Source organism: Pseudomonas sp. NPDC088368, assembly GCF_044753445.1.
GTDB lineage: Bacteria > Pseudomonadota > Gammaproteobacteria > Pseudomonadales > Pseudomonadaceae > Aquipseudomonas > Aquipseudomonas bambusae.
Genome location: NZ_JBIVNG010000001.1, coordinates 496417 through 513770, shown reverse-complemented (window position 1 = coordinate 513770; position 17354 = coordinate 496417). Strand labels below are relative to the sequence as shown.

Annotated in this window: 11 protein-coding genes and 2 tRNA genes; 5 read left to right on the top strand and 8 right to left on the bottom strand. The window is 60.6% G+C overall.

The genetic code is table 11. The features are described 5' to 3' along the window. Nucleotides 1–31: 31 nt before the first annotated feature. The gene (locus tag ACIQAL_RS02195; RefSeq protein ID WP_401141890.1) at nt 32–994 is read right to left on the bottom strand and encodes an NAD(P)H-quinone oxidoreductase; all 963 of its coding nucleotides are present in this window, start codon (nt 992–994) and stop codon (nt 32–34) included. A gap of 220 nt (nt 995–1214) precedes the next feature. Between ACIQAL_RS02195 and ACIQAL_RS02190 the strand changes: the two genes are divergently transcribed. Together ACIQAL_RS02190 and ACIQAL_RS02185 are read left to right on the top strand one after the other, a co-directional pair. After that, complete coding sequence (locus tag ACIQAL_RS02190; RefSeq protein WP_401141888.1) at nt 1215–3296, top strand: carboxy terminal-processing peptidase; 2082 nt, start codon at nt 1215–1217, stop codon at nt 3294–3296. Nucleotides 3297–3428: 132 nt separating this feature from the next. Beyond that, complete coding sequence (locus ACIQAL_RS02185; RefSeq protein WP_401141886.1) at nt 3429–5207, top strand: bifunctional diguanylate cyclase/phosphodiesterase; 1779 nt, start codon at nt 3429–3431, stop codon at nt 5205–5207. Nucleotides 5208–5293: 86 nt separating this feature from the next. On the opposite strand, the gene ACIQAL_RS02180 is transcribed toward ACIQAL_RS02185, so the two are convergent. The 5 genes from ACIQAL_RS02180 to ACIQAL_RS02160 form a co-directional block, all read right to left on the bottom strand. Continuing rightward, nucleotides 5294–5668 (bottom strand): hypothetical protein, encoded by a 375-nt coding sequence (locus tag ACIQAL_RS02180; RefSeq protein WP_401141883.1) that lies wholly within the window; start codon nt 5666–5668, stop codon nt 5294–5296. Further along, nucleotides 5665–6009 carry a helix-turn-helix domain-containing protein gene (locus ACIQAL_RS02175; protein ID WP_401141881.1) on the bottom strand — a complete coding sequence of 115 codons (345 nt, stop codon included), beginning with the start codon at nt 6007–6009 and terminating at the stop codon, nt 5665–5667. The genes ACIQAL_RS02180 and ACIQAL_RS02175 overlap by 4 nt, the downstream gene beginning before the upstream one ends. A 270-nt stretch (nt 6010–6279) precedes the next feature. After that, a complete protein-coding gene (locus ACIQAL_RS02170; RefSeq protein WP_166593392.1) occupies nt 6280–6729 on the bottom strand; it encodes a YkvA family protein in 450 nt (149 codons plus the stop codon). Between the two features lie 415 nt (nt 6730–7144). Next, nucleotides 7145–7930: an FKBP-type peptidyl-prolyl cis-trans isomerase gene (locus ACIQAL_RS02165; RefSeq protein WP_166593393.1), complete on the bottom strand. Its 786-nt coding sequence runs from the start codon at nt 7928–7930 to the stop codon at nt 7145–7147. Nucleotides 7931–8211: 281 nt separating this feature from the next. Beyond that, nucleotides 8212–12006, bottom strand: a complete 3795-nt coding sequence (locus ACIQAL_RS02160; protein WP_401141878.1) for a molybdopterin-dependent oxidoreductase — start codon at nt 12004–12006, stop codon at nt 8212–8214. A 746-nt stretch (nt 12007–12752) separates the two neighbouring features. Between ACIQAL_RS02160 and nirB the strand changes: the two genes are divergently transcribed. Both nirB and nirD read left to right on the top strand, forming a co-directional pair. Beyond that, nucleotides 12753–15314: a nitrite reductase large subunit NirB gene (nirB, locus tag ACIQAL_RS02155; protein ID WP_401141875.1), complete on the top strand. Its 2562-nt coding sequence runs from the start codon at nt 12753–12755 to the stop codon at nt 15312–15314. Further along, entirely contained in the window at nt 15311–15688 is a 378-nt protein-coding gene (gene nirD / locus ACIQAL_RS02150) for a nitrite reductase small subunit NirD (protein WP_166593396.1), read from the top strand. Before nirB ends, nirD begins: the two co-directional genes overlap by 4 nt. A 411-nt stretch (nt 15689–16099) precedes the next feature. On the opposite strand, the gene ACIQAL_RS02145 is transcribed toward nirD, so the two are convergent. Together ACIQAL_RS02145 and ACIQAL_RS02140 are read right to left on the bottom strand one after the other, a co-directional pair. Then, nucleotides 16100–16176: transfer RNA gene (locus ACIQAL_RS02145), tRNA-Asp, on the bottom strand. Nucleotides 16177–16196: 20 nt separating this feature from the next. After that, nucleotides 16197–16272 (bottom strand) — tRNA-Val (locus ACIQAL_RS02140). 160 nt (nt 16273–16432) lie between these two features. Between ACIQAL_RS02140 and rdgC the strand changes: the two genes are divergently transcribed. Then, nucleotides 16433–17353 carry a recombination-associated protein RdgC gene (gene rdgC, locus ACIQAL_RS02135; RefSeq protein ID WP_401141872.1) on the top strand — a complete coding sequence of 307 codons (921 nt, stop codon included), beginning with the start codon at nt 16433–16435 and terminating at the stop codon, nt 17351–17353. The last annotated feature ends 1 nt before the right edge of the window (nt 17354 follow it).

Genomic DNA, 17354 nt, shown 5'->3' with positions numbered 1-17354 from the left:
TCTCACAGGGCGACCGTGTCAGAACGGTCTGTCAGACCAGCGTTTCATCAATCACCAGCACCACCTTCCCCGACACCTGATTGGTCGCCAGTTCCGCGTAAGCCTCTTCCGCTTCGAGGATCGGAAAGGTCCGCGCCAGTTGTGGGTTGAGACGGCGTTCGGTGAACAGCGGCCAGACGTGTTGACCCAGATCGGCGAGCAGATCGGCCTTGAACTGGTCGTCGCGGCTGCGCAGGGTCGAGCCGAGAATCTGGATGCGTTTGCCGAGTACCAGCGCCAGGTCCAGTTCAGCCTTGCGTCCGCCCATCAGGCCGATCAGCACCAGACGGCCATCGGTGCCCAGCACTTTGAGGTTCAGCGCGGCGTAATTCGCACCCACCGGGTCGAGGATCACGTTAAACGGTCCGAAGTCGTTGAGGCCGTCGAGGCTTTCGCTGCGGATCACCCCACCCTGTGCCCCGAGGTCTTCGCAATACTTCAGCCGCTCTGCCGAGCCAACACTGACCCAGCACGGGCTGCCGAACGCCTTGCACAGCTGAATGGCAGCTGAACCAACGCCACTTGCTCCCGCGTGCAGCAAGACTTTTTCACCGGGTTTAAGACCGGCCAGCTGGAACAGGTTGAGCCACGCGGTTGCATAGACTTCAGGAATGCCCGCCGCTTCATGCAGCGACATGCCCGCTGGCACCGGCAAAACATGCCGTGCGTCGACCACGACTTCTTCGGCCATCGCCCCGCCTGCAACCAGCGCGCAGACGCGGTCTCCCACGGTCCAGGACGTGCCCGGCCCCACTTCGGCGATCACCCCCGAACACTCCATCCCCAGAATTTCGGTGACACCCGGCGGTGGCGGATACAGACCCGCGCGCTGCAACAGATCGGCCCGATTGAGCCCGGCCGCTGCGACCTTTATGCGAACCTGGCCCACATCGAGCGTCGGTGATGGCTGTTCAACCCATTCCACATGACCTTCAACGCCTTGCAATGCTTTCACGGTGCCTCCATAGTGAGTCTTGACTGAGCTCGACGTGCCTCGCGGCCGTTCGGGCTTTTTGCATTATGCGACCGGGTTTCGCATCAGGTTGTGTGAATACACCACGTGCGACGGCAGGACAAGGCAGCCGAACGCAGTGGTTTTCACGGAGCCTGTAGGGAACCGGCGACCTCAAAGACGGCCTAATATGCGTTATCAATTGTCCCCGCGTCGAATCAGCATGAAGCATTTTTTGCCCAGCACCACCCTTGCATTCCTCATTGGCCTGGCTGCATTGCCAATGTCGGCCAGTTTGTTCGCAGCCAACAGCTGGGACAATCTTCAGCCTGATCGCGATGAAGTCATCGCCAGCTTGAATGTCGTGGAGTTGCTTAAACGCCACCACTACAGCAAGCCGCCGCTGGACGACAAACGCTCGGAAATCATCTACCAGAGCTACCTGAAACTTCTCGATCCTGCGCGCAGCTATTTCCTCGCCAGCGACATCGCCGAGTTCGACAAATGGCGCTTTCAGTTCGACGACTTCCTCAAGAGCGGCGATCTGAACCCGGGATTCACTATCTACAAGCGCTATCTGGATCGCATCAAGTCGCGTCTGGATTTCGCCCTGGCCCAACTGGATAAAGGCGTCGACAAGATCGACCTGACCACCAACGAAACGTTGCTGGTCGATCGCAAAGACGCGCCATGGCCCAAAAACGAAGCCGAACTGGACGACCTGTGGCGCAAACGCGTCAAGGATGAAGTTCTGCGCCTGAAGATCGCGGGCAAAGACCCGGCGAAGATTCAGGAAACCCTGACCAAGCGCTACAAAAACCAATTGGCGCGCCTCGGTCAGACCCGCAGCGAAGACATCTTCCAGGCGTACCTGAACACCTTCGCGATGTCCTACGACCCGCACACCAATTACCTGTCGCCTGACAGCGCGGAAAACTTCGACATCAACATGAGTCTGTCGCTGGAAGGCATCGGCGCCGTCCTGCAAAGCGACAACGACAACGTGAAGATTGTGCGTCTGGTGCCCGCAGGCCCGGCAGCGAAGACCAAGCAGGTCGCGACGGCTGACAAGATCATCGGCGTTGCCCAGGGCGACAAAGAAATGGTCGACGTGATCGGCTGGCGTCTGGACGAAGTGGTCAAATTGATTCGCGGTCCGAAAGGCTCCGTCGTGCGTCTGGAAATCGTCCCGGCCAGCAATGCGCCGAACGACCAGACCACCAAGATCGTTTCGATCACCCGCGAAGCCGTGAAGCTCGAAGAGCAAGCGGCCAAGAAATCGATCCTGCACCTGAATCAGGACGGCAAGGATTACAAGCTGGGCGTGATCGAGATCCCGGCCTTCTACCTGGACTTCAAGGCTTACCGTGCTGGCGATCCGGAGTACAAGAGCACGACCCGTGACGTGAAGAAACTGCTGACCGAATTGCAGTCCGAGAAAGTCGACGGCGTGGTCATCGACCTGCGTAACAACGGCGGTGGTTCGCTGCAAGAAGCCACCGAGCTGACCAGCCTGTTCATCGACAAAGGCCCGACCGTGCTGGTGCGTAACGCCGACGGTAAGGTCGATGTGCTGGAAGACGAAAACAGCGGCGCGTTCTACAAAGGCCCGATGGCGTTGCTGGTCAACCGCCTCTCGGCCTCGGCTTCGGAGATTTTCGCCGGCGCCATGCAGGACTATCACCGTGCGCTGATCATCGGCGGCCAGACTTTCGGCAAGGGCACCGTGCAGACCATTCAGCCACTGAACCACGGCGAGCTGAAACTGACGCTGGCGAAGTTCTACCGGGTGTCCGGTCAGAGCACACAGCATCAGGGCGTCCTGCCTGACATCGCCTACCCGTCGATCATCGACACCAAGGAAATCGGCGAAAGCGCGCTGCCGGAAGCGATGACCTACGACACCATCAAGCCTGCGATCAAGCCGGCGGTGGACCCGTTCAAACCGTTCCTGGCCCAGCTGCAATCGCGTCACGACGTGCGTTCTGCCAAAGACGCCGAGTTCGTGTTCGTCGAACAGAAGCTCGCGCTGGCCAAGAAACTGATGAGCGAGAAGACCGTCAGCCTCAACGAAGCCGAGCGTCGCGCCGAACACGCCGACATCGATGCCAAGCAACTGGTGATGGAAAACACCCGTCGCAAGGCCAAAGGCGAAGAACCGCTCAAAGAGCTGAAGAAAGAAGACGAGGACGCACTGCCGGTGGACGACGACAAGACCAAGCCGGAAGACGATGCGTACTTGGCCGAGACCGGCCGGATTCTCTTGGACTACCTCGGTTTGAGCGGGACAGTGGCGAAGAAGTAAGTGACTGACGACTTCGTTGGGTGAAACCTGACGAGGTGATGGCAAAGCGTCATCAAATAGTCATGAATCTGTCGTGAAATACGGGGGCTCGGCGCCAGGCGTCGAGCCCCTTTTTCTTGCCCCGAGATTGCCATGACCGTGACCGAACAGCTGAGCGCCTTGAGTGCGATTTTGACTCACCGCGACTTGCACAGCCTGTTCCAACCGATTGTGTCGCTGTCGGATCGCCGCATCCTTGGTTACGAAGCCCTGACCCGCGGTCCTTCCAACAGCGCCCTGCACTCCCCCATCAGCCTGTTCGCCGTTGCCCGTCAGACCGGTCGCCTGAGCGAGCTGGAACTGGCCTGCCGCGAATCGGCGTGTCGACGTTTCAGCGAGCAGAAGCTGGAAGGCAAACTGTTCCTCAACATCTCGCCCGAATCCCTGCTGGAGCCTTCGCACCCGCCGGGACGCACCTTGCAACTGTTGCAGCGTTACGGCATTCCGCCGAGCCAGGTGGTGATCGAGTTGACCGAACAAACGCCGACCGACGACTTCGGCCTCCTTTACAACGCACTGTATCACTACCGCGATATGGGGTTTTCCATCGCGCTGGACGATCTGGGCGCGGGCTATTCCAGCCTGCGCCTGTGGTCCGAGTTGCGCCCGGATTACGTGAAGATCGACCGGCACTTCATCGACGGCATTCATCAGGACGCCGTGAAGCGCGAATTCGTCGGTTCCATGCTGCAAATGGCCAAGGCCTCCCGCGCGCTGGTGATCGCCGAAGGCATTGAGTTGCAGGAAGAGCTGGAGGTGTTGATCGACATGGGCGTCGAGCTGGTGCAGGGCTATCTGCTGTGTCGCCCGCAAGAACACCCACCCCGCGACGCCCGCACCCTGCTGCCGAAAATCGACCCCAGCGCCGTGGCGCTCAACGAAGAAGGCAGTGACCTCAGCGCCCTGCTCAACACCTTGCCCGCCGTGGTGCAAACCACGCCGACCGCCACCGTGCTGGAAGCGTTTCGCAAACAGGCGAATCTGAACTCGCTGGCCGTACTGGACGAACAGCAACGCCCGATCGGCATCGTGCATCGGCACTCGCTCTCGGACGTGCTGCTGCAACCCTTCGCCACCGAAATCTATGCGCGCAAACCGATCAGCCGCCTGATGAGCGATGATTTTCTCGCCGTCGAACTCAATCAATCGCTGCAACAGGTCAGCCGCCTGATCACCAGCCGCGCCCGGCAACGCATCGAAGAAGATTTCATCATCATGCAGAACGGCGCCTACCTGGGGTTGGGCCGGGTTATCGACGTGCTCAAGCTGATCACGGAACTGAAGATCCAACAGGCGCGCTATGCCAACCCCCTGACCCTGCTGCCGGGGAACGTGCCGATTCAGCAATGCCTCACCCGGCTGCTGCAACAGGGGCGCGAATCGATGATCTGCTACGTGGACATCGACAGTTTCAAACCCTTCAACGACCTCTACGGCTACGGCCGTGGCGACGAAGTGTTGCTATGCCTGGCGCAGTGCCTGAACGACCGCATCGACCCCAGTCGCGACTTCGTGGGCCACATCGGCGGCGACGACTTTCTGATGGTGTTGGGCTCGGAAGACTGGCGCAAACGTTTGAACATGCTGCTCGACGACTTCCAGAACCAGTGCCGCCGCTTTTACCGCGCCGATCATTTGGAAGCAGGCTGTTTCGTCGCCCTCAACCGCCAAGGGCAGCGCCAGGAGTTCCCGCTGCTCTCGCTCTCGATTGGCGTGGTGCACCTGCATCCGCAGGTGTGTGCGACGCTGGACGCCAGTCAACTCGCAGAGCTGGCATCACAGGCCAAGCATTACGCCAAGGACGTCATCGGCGCGAGCGTGCATGTGATTGATACGGCGGTGACGAGCTTCAAGCCGCAAGTGGCAAGCTGATCGCACCAACACCTGAGAAGCCCTGGCGATTGAACGGAAACCTTCGTCGACAAGCCAGCAGATCATTCAGCACAACAGCGCGCGAGTTACTCCGGCTTGACCTCTTCCGCATATTCAAACTCAAACACCCGCACGACTTCAGCGGCGTGCCAGGAAGCAGCAGCGATGCCGTCGGAGGGGCCGGTGAAACGGCCGAGGCGTTCAGCGCATTCGAAGAAGCCGGTGCGCGGCAGACGGCTGGCGCCCTGGCTGATGACCAGCGAGCTGCGCAACGGCTGTTCGGCGCGGGCGTCGAGGGCGGCGAGGTGTTCGAGGGCGGCGGTCAGGGTTTGCATCGCCGGAGTCGGCAATTGCAGGCGTTCCAGCAAGGCGCGGTAGGTGACCAAATGGCGTTGGCGACGGGCGAGGTCCAGTTCACTCAGGAGGGCCTCCCAATGCTGACGGCTGATGCGCACGCTCATGCTTCACCTCGCCAGCCGGGCACACCCAATTCCCAGGCGAGACTGCGCTGTATGGCGGCGTCGGGCTCGCGGTTTCCGCTTTCGATCATTTCCAGATAGGAAGGGCTGATCCCCACCGCTCGGGCCAGTGTCGCCACGTCAATGCCCTTGGCCTGACGCAACGCCCCCAGCTCCTCGAACGACGGCCAATCGGAAGCAGCGGCGGAAGCGGCAGACTGGGCCGACGGGGCTGCCTCCGGTGCTCGGGACACGCCCGCCGCCTTCAACAGCGCCTGATACTCCGCCCATGGCAACACCGCGTATTCTGGCTCTCCATCGCGAGAAATAACCTGAAGATCCATAACCACCCCCTGTAGGACGAATAGCCGTTGCTTGTAATCTTTTTCTCTATATTGGCGGCATCTTACCAGCGGATGAGGGGCAAAGGCGTACGGGGGATCGACAGAGTTTTCTCAGGAACGACGTTCGGGGGGATTGAGACACCGGTGAGCTGACCTGTGGGAGCGAATTCATTCGCGAATCGGTTTTACAGACGCCACATCTCCACCGCCTGCTGCCCTTCGCGAATGAGTTCGCTCCCACAGGTGGATCGGGTGGGAGCAGATCAGCTGTCAGTCTTTCTTTTCCTGCTCCAGCACTTTCGGCGTCGAGGGCAAACGCTCGACCACGGCGAGCTTTTCCGGGCTCTGCCGCTCACGCCAGGCGCGGAAAGCACTGAGTTCGGCTTCCAGGCTCTTCATCACCCACGCCAGGACTGCGATGTCGTCTAGCATGCCCAATCCCGGAATCCAGTCTGGAATGGCGTCCAACGGGCTCAAAAAATACATCAGCCCCGCCACCACGGACAAAATCGCCTTGCCACTGATGGCCCGGTACTCACCGCGCCAGTACGCCAGACACAGTGCCTGCAAGAGCTTGAGGTCGTCCTTGAGTTTGCCCAGCCTGTTGCCATCGCTCGCGGCCTTGCCCGCCACCGCGAACAACAATGCGGGCAAACGACCTGCTGCCATCAACCGCTTGGCCATGGGCAGGTAACGAATGAAATTCCAGGGTGCTTTCATATTCACTCCAGCGATGTCGATAAAAATCGACCAAATGGCCCATCGCCCTCGATGGAAGAACCCGACCTGTAAACGCTCACGTCCACGCACAAAAGGTTATCCACACAAATTGTGGATAACCTTGTGAACAGAGCCGGTTTACGGCGCTGAAACGCCCGTTTTATAGGGCTCTGCCTTAAATCGCGCGTTTTTTACTCACATAAATAAACGCAAAAAATCGTTGACTTGAGGGTTCGCCGAGGCTACCCACGACAGTTACAAACCTGACGCATCGCTCAGCAAATGCCGACATTGCTCCATCTGCCAACGGTATTGGGACTGCCCTCTTCCTGCCCCGTTCGATTTATTTTCGGCAAAAACGAAAATGCCCCGTCGAGACGGGGCATTTCTGTTCAAGCGGCAATCGACGGATCGATTACTTCTTGGCAGCAGGCTTGGCAGGTTCTGCTGCCGGGGCAGCTTCTTCTTCCTCGTCCGCTGCGCCAGCGGCGTCGTTGCCGGCAGCAGCCGGGTCCTTGATGCCCAGCAGTTCCAGGTCGAAGACCAGAACCGAGTTGGCCGGGATCATCGGGCTTGGGCTTTGAGCGCCATAAGCCAGATCGCTCGGGATGTAGAGCTTGATCTTCTCGCCAACGTGCATCAGTTGCAGGCCTTCGACCCAGCCTGGAATCACACCGCTGACCGGCAGATCGATCGGGCTGCCGCGCTCGACGGAGCTGTCGAACACCTTGCCGTCAGTCAGCTTGCCTTCGTAGTGAACGGTCACGACATCAGTCGGCTTGGGTACTGGGCCATCGGCTTGCTTGATGACTTCGTACTGCAGGCCGGAAGCGGTAGTGGTCACTTCTTTACGCTTGCCGTTTTCTTCGAGGAATTTCTTGCCAGCGGCTGCCGACTCTTCGCTCATCTTGGCCATGCGTTCTTCAGCACGCTTCTGCAGCTCGCCGAAGGCCGCAACCAGCTCTTCGTCTTTCAGTTTCTGCTCTTTCTTGCCGACGGCATCTTCGATACCCAGCGCTACGGCTTTGGAATCCAGATCGTCCATGCCTTCTTGAGCCAGGCTCTTGCCCATGTTCAGGCCGATGCCGTAAGACGCTTTTTGTGCCGGGGTTTTCAGCTCAACGGTGCTGGCTTGCTTATCACAGCCCGCGAGTACCAGACCGACCAGGGCAATCGCCGCTGCCAACCGATGCTGTTTCATCCTGTTTCCTTGTTCATGCGCCGAAAGGGCAAACGAGTAAAGCCGCGAGCTTATCAGGCCGCCGCGATCAATGGCTACCGGCATGAGAGGGGGAAAAGGTCGATAAGTTCAGGTAACCAAAGGTTTTCTCGTTCTATCGAGAAAACGGTTCAGTTTTGGTTCAGGCGGCTTCTGCGGTTTCTCCAGCGCTCGCCGCCGGACTCAGCGACGGCTCAGGCTTGGGGGAGCCGGCTTGCTGGCGAAAGCGGTAGAGCTGGCGCTGACCATTTTGATGAATGGCCTCAGTACACGTCCCGAACGTAGCGCTTCTGCTCGGCCATCTGCCGCAGGTGCTCGACGGCCCGCTCTTCACTCATCCCACCCTGCGTCACGATGACGTCGCGCAAGGCGTGATCGACATCCTTGGCCATGTGCGTGGCATCACCGCAGACATAAAGGTGTGCCCCCTCCTGCAACCAGCGCCACAGCTCGGCGCCTTGTTGCTGAATGCGGTGCTGGACGTAGATTTTTTCGGCCTGATCGCGGGAAAAAGCCAGGCTGAGTCGGGTCAGCAGCCCGCCCTTTTGCATCCCTTTCAGTTCATCGCGGTAGTAGAAATCGGTGGCCGCGTGCTGCTCGCCGAAGAACAGCCAGTTGGCGCCCCGATCCCCTCTCGCCTGGCGCTCTTGCAGGAAAGCCCGAAACGGCGCCACGCCGGTCCCCGGTCCGATCATGATCATCGGCACATCGCCGTCGCGAGGTGGGCGAAAGTGCTGCGTCGGTTGCAGGAAAATCGGCACCGGGCTGTCATCCGCTCGATCGGCGAGAAAGGTCGAGGACACCCCTTTACGCTGGCCATACCGAACGGCGGACACCGTCAGATGGACCTCGTCGGGATGGGCTTTTGAACTGGAGGCGATGGAATACAAGCGCGGCTGCAAAGGTTTGAGCTGTTCCAGTAGCGCCTGCGCTGAGCACTGGATCGGATATTCGCGCAGCACATCTGCGAGCTGTCGTCCCCATAACCAGCTTTTCAGCTCGCCCCTGAGGGATTCACCGAGCAGGACCTTCAGTTCCTGACTGCCGCTGCGCTCGGCAATGTAATTCAGCATCTCCGGTGTGGGCCGGGCGATTTCCAGATGCTCGGTCAGTGCCTGACGCAGCGGGACATCCCCAGTCTTGGCGACGTTTACAGGCTGCTCGCCCTTGAGCCCCGTGAGGTCGAGCACTTCATCGACCAGCGCAGCGCAGTTGCGCGGCCACACGCCCAAGGCATCGCCCGCTTCGTAGGTCATGCCCGAATCCCCAAGCGTGAGCGCGAACTGGCGCGTATCTTTGCTTGCGCCCTGCCCGTTCAAGCGTCGATTGATCGAGAGCCGTGCGTGATGAGGACGTGTTCGGGTCGGTTGATCGCTGATCGTTTCCTGCATCTCGGCAGCAGGCAGCTCCAGCGCCTGCTGCAATGCCTTGAACCACATTTCGCCCGACGCCTGAAAATCCCCGTCACAATCGACCCGGTTCACCAGCGGCGTTGCGCCCAGTTCCGACAAGCGCTGATCAAGATTCCGACCGTGCTGGCAGAAGCGGTCATAACTCGGATCGCCCAACGCCAACACGGCGTAGCGCAGCGATTCCAGCCGCTGTTGTTGCGCACTCAGGGCCTGCCAGAAACCTTGGCCGTTGTCTGGAGAATCGCCGTCGCCGAAGGTGCTGCTGATCAGCGCGACGTTGCTGACTTCACGCAAGCGCTTCGCCGAAAAACTGTCCATCGCCGACACCTGAACCGGCACGCCTGCCGAGCGCAAACGTGAGCCGAAACCTTTGGCCAACGTCTCGGCATTGCCGGTTTGCGAGGCCCACAACAGGGTCAAGAGTGGCTCGCCCTCAGCCTCGTCCACGGCGTCATCTTCTGTCTGCGGCAGGTCGAGAAAGCGATGACCGATCAGCTCGACCTTTTTCAATGCAACCGCGCAGAACTTGAATTCCGGCTGCCGGGAAATCGGGTCGATGGCGTCGCTGGTCACAACGTTTATAGCGAGGTGTTCACCGTACACGTCATTCCAGTGAAACGGCGCGAAGCAATTGCCGGGAAGCACGCGGTCGGTGATCACGGCGGGCAACACGGCGTGGCCTCTCGCTGAGCGGATTTCCACCGCATCCTTGTCGGCGATGCCCAACGCAGCGGCGTCGTCCGGATGAATTTCGACAAAGGGGCCGGGGTTGAGTTTGTTCAGCGTTGCGACCTTGCCGGTCTTGGTCAGCGTGTGCCACTGGTGCTGCACGCGGCCCGTGTTGAGCACCATCGGAAAGGTGTCGTCGGGCAGTTCAGCGGGCGACATATGTGGGCGCGGCAGAAACACCGCCTTGCCGTTTTCGGTGGCAAACACAATGGCGGGACGTTGGCCGCTCTCGTCCTGTATCAGCGTCTGACTGACGCCATCGTTTAGGTAACGATTCGGGTTGCGGGAGCCTGGGTCGTCCGGCGCGCAGGGCCATTGCAGTGGCTGTTGGCGCAAGCGCGCATAGCTGGCGCCACGAATGTCGTAGCCGGTTTTCGGGTTCCAGGCCTGTTTGATTTCCTCGAACACGTCTTCCGCCGAGGTGTAGTCGAAGGCGTCAGCGAAGCCCATTTCACAGGCGACGCGAGCGATGATTTGCCAGTCGGGCAAGGCCTCTCCCGGTGCATCGACGGCCTTTTGCGTGAGGTTCAGGTTGCGCTCGGAGTTGATCATCACCCCTTCGGATTCTGCCCACAGCGCGCCCGGCAGAAGAATGTCGGCGTAGCGGTTGGTTTCGGTGTCGAGGAAGGCGTCCTGAGTAATGACCAATTCGGCAGCCTGCAACGCCTCGATCACCCTAGCGCGGTTGGCGACGCTGGCGACCGGGTTGGTGCAGATGATCCAGCAGGCTTTGATCGCGCCGTCGCGCATCTGCTCGAACATATCGATGGTGCCGCCGCCAACGGTCTGGCCGAGGCTACTCTGGGGGATCGACCACAGCGCTTCTATAAAGGAACGGTCCTGTTCAACCAGGACCGAGCGCTGTCCGGGAAGTCCCGGCCCCATGTAGCCCATTTCCCTGCCGCCCATGGCATTGGGCTGTCCGGTCAGGGAAAACGGGCCACTGCCCGGCCGGCAAATCGCGCCGGTCGCCAGGTGCAGGTTGCACAACGCGTTGGTGTTCCAGGTGCCATGGGTGCTCTGGTTCAGGCCCATGGTCCAGCAGCTCATCCAGTCCGGCGCTTTGCCGATCATCGCAGCCGCCTGACGAATATCGGCCTCCGCCAGTCCCGTCATTCGCGCCACATGGGCGGGCGTGTAATCGGCCAGAAACGATGGCATCGCCTCCCAGCCCTGGGTATAGGACGCGATGAAGTCGGCATCAATATCGCCATTTTCGTACAGCAGGTGCAGCAGGCCGTTGAGCAACGCGAGGTCAGTCCCCGGCTTGATCTGCAAAAACAGGTCGGCTTTGTCCGCCGTGGCACTGCGCCGGGGATCGACGACAATCAGCTTCGCCCCCGCCTTGACCCGATCCATCATGCGCAGGAACAGGATCGGGTGACAGTCGGCCATGTTCGCGCCGATCACGAAAAACAGGTCGGCCTTGTCGAAATCGTCGTAGGAACCGGGCGGGCCATCGGCGCCCAGCGACAGCTTGTACCCGCTGCCCGCACTGGCCATGCACAGCCGTGAGTTGGACTCGATGTTGTGGGTGCGCACGAAACCCTTGGCCAGTTTGTTGGCCAGGTATTGCGCTTCAAGGGACATTTGCCCGGAAACATAAAAGGCCAGCGCGTCCGGACCGTCGCGGTCGAGGATCGTGCGCAGGCGCTGGGCGGTTTCGCGGATCGCCACGTCGATGGGTGTGCGCACGGGGTCTTGGCGACGCTCGTGACGCAGGTAAGCCGACTCCATGCGTCCGGATTCGGCAATCGCCTGGCCGCAGGTGGTGCCTTTGGTGCACAGGCGACCGTGGTTGGTGGGGTGGTCTTTGTCGCCGCTGACCTTGGTCACGCGGTTGTCTTCGACCTGCATGACGATGCCGCAGCCGACGCCGCAATAAGGACACACACTTCGCACGCTGCTGCTCGCCATCTGCACGTTTCCCGAGGCCAAAAAAAAGGCGCCCTGTCCTCCTCCGTCTTTAGAACGGGGAGTACACGGCGCCTTTGTCGTGGAGGACGGCAATCTGCGTTGATTGCCTTTGCAGGTGACATTGCAAGGGGCAGGCCAGCGTCTTGAGCATCGCCGGGAGGGGCGCAGGCGCTTGGCGGTATGGGTGTTGGAGGCGCCATTCCCAGCAAGCCGCACTGCTACAGGTTGGGGCGATGGCGGCGAAATCGCACCGATGTTGTGCCTGGTTGGCATGATATTCCTGCGTGTTTACCAGGCCTCGGCTCTTGATTCTGGCCGCAGGCCGTAGGAGCTGGCTTGCCTGCGATCGGCCCGGGGTCGCGTCCGACCGAAGCAGTCGCAAAACCTGACGATTCGGTATGTCTGACACAACGGAGGTGTCTTGTTTTACTGCTGCTTCGCACCAGATCGTAGGCAAGCCAACTCCTACGCCCTGCGGGCAGAATCAAAATCCAATTCAGTAGCACTCTGAGGGCCGATGCTTCCCTGGCACACCCATTGCTACATCCCTTCCAATTCCAGCCACACATGCGCGGCTGGCGGCTCTGGCGGGTCAACGACGATCTGCCGCCGGGCTCAGCACGTTGCCGCCGACACCGCTGTCGCGACAACCCATAAAGAACAGGCAAAGGCGCCTGGAACCGAGAGGTTCCGGGCGCCTTTTTTTTGCGTTTGAAAAACCTGATTGGCTTAGGCCGGGAATCGATATGAACACTACTGTCGCCTCGCTTGATGATCTGCAAACCCTGATCGTGGTCGGCAACGGAATGGTCGGTCATCACTGCGTCGAGCAGCTGATCGCCGCCGGTGCCCTCTCGCGCTATCGCATTCACGTCTTCGGCGAGGAAGGCCAGCGCGCCTACGACCGCGTGCACCTGTCCGAGTATTTCGGCGGTCGGGATGCCGAGTCGCTGGCACTGAGCGATGCTTCTTTATATGAACAGCTCGGGCTGACCGTGCATCTGGGCGTTCCGGTGCTGGAGATTGACCGGGTGCGCCGCGAGGTGATCACCGCCCAAGGTTGCTTCGGCTACGACAAGCTGGTGCTGGCGACCGGGTCTTACCCTTTCGTGCCGCCCATCGAAGGCGCCGAGGGTCATTCGCGTCTGGTCTATCGCACGCTGGACGATCTGGACACCATTCGCGCCGCTGCGAGCCAGGCGACACGCGGGGTCGTGGTCGGTGGCGGCTTGCTCGGCCTTGAAGCCGCGAACGCGCTGAAATCCTTGGGTCTGGAAGCCCACGTCGTCGAATTCGCCCCGCGCCTGATGCCGGTGCAACTGGATGACTTCGGCGGCGCGGCCTTGAAGGCCCGCATCGAAGCTCTGGGCGTGGGTGTGCATCTTTCCCGCGCCACGCAGTCGATCAGCAAGGGTGAGCAGTACCGTTACCGGATGAATTTCGCAGGCGACGAATTTCTCGAAACTGACTTGATCGTGTTTTCCGCAGGCATTCGTCCGCAAGACGCCCTCGCCCGCCAATGCGAGTTGGAATTGGGTCCGCGGGGCGGCATCGCCATCGACGAACATTGCCGCACCAGCGATGCCGACATATTCGCCATCGGCGAGTGCGCGGCCTGGAACGGCAGTGTTTTTGGCCTGGTGGCGCCGGGGTATCAGATGGCGCGCAACGTCGCCGCGCAATTGTGCGATCTGGACGCCGAGCCATTCTTCGGTGCCGACATGTCCACCAAACTCAAGCTGCTGGGCGTGGACGTCGGTTCGATTGGTGACGCTCATGGCGCGCTTACCGGCGCACGCAGCTACCGGTTCATCGACGAAGCCACGGCCAGTTATCGTCGTCTGGTGGTTTCCGCCGATGGCAAACAGGTGCTCGGCGCCGTGCTGGTGGGCGACAACAGCTATTACGACACGCTGCTGCAATACGCACAGAACGGCATCAAACTGCCCGCCGACCCGTCGAGCCTGATCATGCCGCAAAGCGAAGGCGCGCCGACGTTGGGTGCCGACGCATTGCCCGCCACCGCGACCATCTGCTCCTGCCACAACGTCAGCAAGGCCTCGATCTGTTCGGCCATCGACGGCGGCTGCACCGACCTCGCCGGACTCAAAGCCTGCACCAAGGCGGCGACCGGGTGCGGCGGGTGTGCGGCGCTGCTGAAAAGTGTCTTCGAACACGAACTGACCGCCCGTGGCGTGGCCGTGGACAAGAGCCTGTGCGAGCACTTCGCCTACACCCGGCAGGAGCTGTACGCCTTCGCACGAGTGGAAAACATCGAGACGTTCGAGCACATGCTAGCTCTCCACGGCAAAGGCCATCTTGGTTGCGACATCTGCAAGCCAGCGGTCGGCTCGATCCTTGCGTCTTGCTGGAACAAGCCGATCATGGACCCATCCCTTGTGCCGTTGCAGGACACTAACGACACGTTCATGGCCAACATGCAGAAGAACGGCACCTATTCGGTGGTCCCGCGCATCCCGGCGGGAGAGATTACCCCGGACGGTTTGCTGGCGATTGGCGCGGTGGCGAAGAAATACGACCTGTACACCAAGATCACCGGCGGCCAGCGCATTGACCTGTTTGGCGCGCAGTTGCATGAATTGCCGGACATCTGGGCCGAGTTGATCGCCGCCGGGTTCGAGACCGGGCATGCATACGGCAAATCCACGCGCACGGTGAAGTCCTGCGTGGGCAGTACATGGTGTCGGTATGGTGTGCAGGACAGCGTGAGCATGGCGTTGCGCATCGAGGACCGCTACAAGGGCCTGCGCTCGCCGCACAAACTGAAGTTTGCCGTATCGGGTTGCACCCGCGAATGCGCTGAGGCCCAGAGCAAGGACATCGGCGTGATCGCCACCGAGAACGGCTGGAACCTATACGTGTGTGGCAACGGCGGCATGCGCCCGCGTCACGCCGAGCTGTTCGCCACGGACCTGGATGACGAAACGCTGATTCGCTACATCGACCGGGTGTTGATGTTCTACATCCGCACCGCCGACAAGCTGCAACGCACGTCGGTCTGGCGAGAGTCGCTTGAAGGCGGGCTGGATTACCTGAAAGCCGTGGTCATCGACGACAGCCTGGGGTTGGCCGTCGAGTTGGAGGAACAAATGCAGCTGGTGGTCGATCGTTATGAATGCGAATGGGCGAATGCGCTGAAGAGCCCGGAAAAGCTCAAGCGCTTCCGCACCTTCGTCAACGACAAGAGCGCCGACCCGGACATCCATTTCGTCAAGGAGCGCAGCCAGCGTCGCCCGGCCCGCAGCCACGAACTCAACCTTATTCCTGTCGAGGAGATCGCACGATGAACCAGGTCCACGCGTCGATGAAAGACCTTTCGCACACCCAGGCCTGGCGCGCCGTCTGCGCCCGTCAGGATTTGGTGCTCAATTCCGGCGTCGTGGCGCTGATGGGCAACGTGCAAGTGGCGCTGCTGTACGTCGCCTCCATCAGCGGCACCCCGCAGTTGTTCGCCGTGGACAACCGCGACCCGGTGTCGGGCGTGAACGTGATCGGCCGCGGGCTGATCGGCAGCCTCGCCGGTGATCTGGTGATCGCCTCACCTTTATATAAGCAGCATTATCGGTTGGACGACGGCACATGCCTGGAAGACCCGGCGCTGAAGTTGCGGACATGGCCGGTCAGGTTGACGGGGGATGTGGTTGAGGTGGATGTGGGGTAACACGGCCCGGCCTGAATCATACCGCGGACCCGCTTCTGCCCGAAGGGCGTAGGTGTGCCAGGGTGGCGTTCCGCCTTGCCTGCGATCTGCTTCTGCCGAAGGCGTGGGAGCAAGCTTGCTCGCGATCTGCCGGGCACCGGCAGCAAACCCGACAAACGCGGAGTGTCAGACACAACCGAGGTGTCCGGTTCTACTGCTGCTTCGCAGCAGATCGTAGGCAAGCCAACTCCCACGGCCTTTGGCCAGAATCAAAGGCAGCGCAGGCCCGGCATCGGAGACCGGCGAGAGCCCGCTCTTCGGCCAGAATCAAAAGCAAACCCAAAGCGTCACCAAATCCCAGGCACAAAAAAAGCGACCCTAAGGTCGCTTTCTCTGTCGTTACGAGGAGTTCAAGGGCCTCGTAACTCAATATGGCGCAGCGGACGGGACTCGAACCCGCGACCCCCGGCGTGACAGGCCGGTATTCTAACCGACTGAACTACCGCTGCGCGTAACACCTTTCAACGAGTGGTGGGTGATGACGGGATCGAACCGCCGACCCTCTGCTTGTAAGGCAGATGCTCTCCCGGCTGAGCTAATCACCCTTGTCTCTCGGTGTGGCGCGCATTCTACGGAGCGATCAAATCTCTGGCAAGCACTTTTTCAAATAATTTTTATAATCCAACCAAAGGGTTACATCAGGGTTGGCCGCAGGGTCGCAGCAGCGAATAATGCCCCCCTTTGTATAAAGGAGAGCTGTCCCCCATGTGGTTCAAAAACCTGCTTGTCTATCGCCTGACCCAAGACCTGCCGTTTGACGCCGAGGCGCTGGAAACCGCATTGGCGACCAAGCCTGCACGCGCTTGTGCCAGCCAGGAGTTGACCACTTACGGTTTCATCGCCCCGTTCGGCAAGGGTGAAGACGCGCCATTGGTGCACGTCAGTGGTGATTTCCTGCTGATTTCCGCGCGCAAGGAAGAACGTATTCTCCCCGGCAGCGTGGTCAACGACGCGCTGAAAGAGAAAGTCGAAGAAATCGAGACCGAGCAAATGCGCAAGGTCTATAAAAAAGAGCGTGATCAGCTCAAGGACGAAATCATCCAGGCCTTCCTGCCGCGCGCGTTCATCCGCCGCTCGGCCACCTTCGCCGCCATCGCGCCGAAGCAAGGCGTGATCCTGGTCAACGCCTCCAGCCCGAAACGCGCCGAAGACCTGCTCTCTACCCTGCGTGAAGTGGTCGGTTCGCTGCCGGTGCGCCCGGTGACCGTGAAGACCGCGCCGACCGCCGTCATGACCGATTGGGTGAAGACCGTCCAGACCGCCGACAACTTCTTCGTCCTCGACGAATGCGAACTGCGCGACACCCACGAAGACGGCGGCATCGTGAAGTGCAAGCGTCAGGACCTGACCAGCGACGAGATCCAACTGCACCTGAGCACCGGCAAGGTCGTCACTCAGCTGTCCCTGGCCTGGCAAGACAAACTGTCCTTTGTGCTGGACGACAAACTGGGCATCAAGCGCCTGAAGTTCGAAGACCTGCTGCAAGATCAGGCGGAACAGGACGGCGGCGACGACGCCCTGGGCCAACTGGACGCCAGCTTCACCTTGATGATGCTGACCTTCGGCGAGTTCCTCCCGGAGCTGTTCGAGGCGTTGGGTGGTGAAGAGATTCCCCAAGGTATCTGAC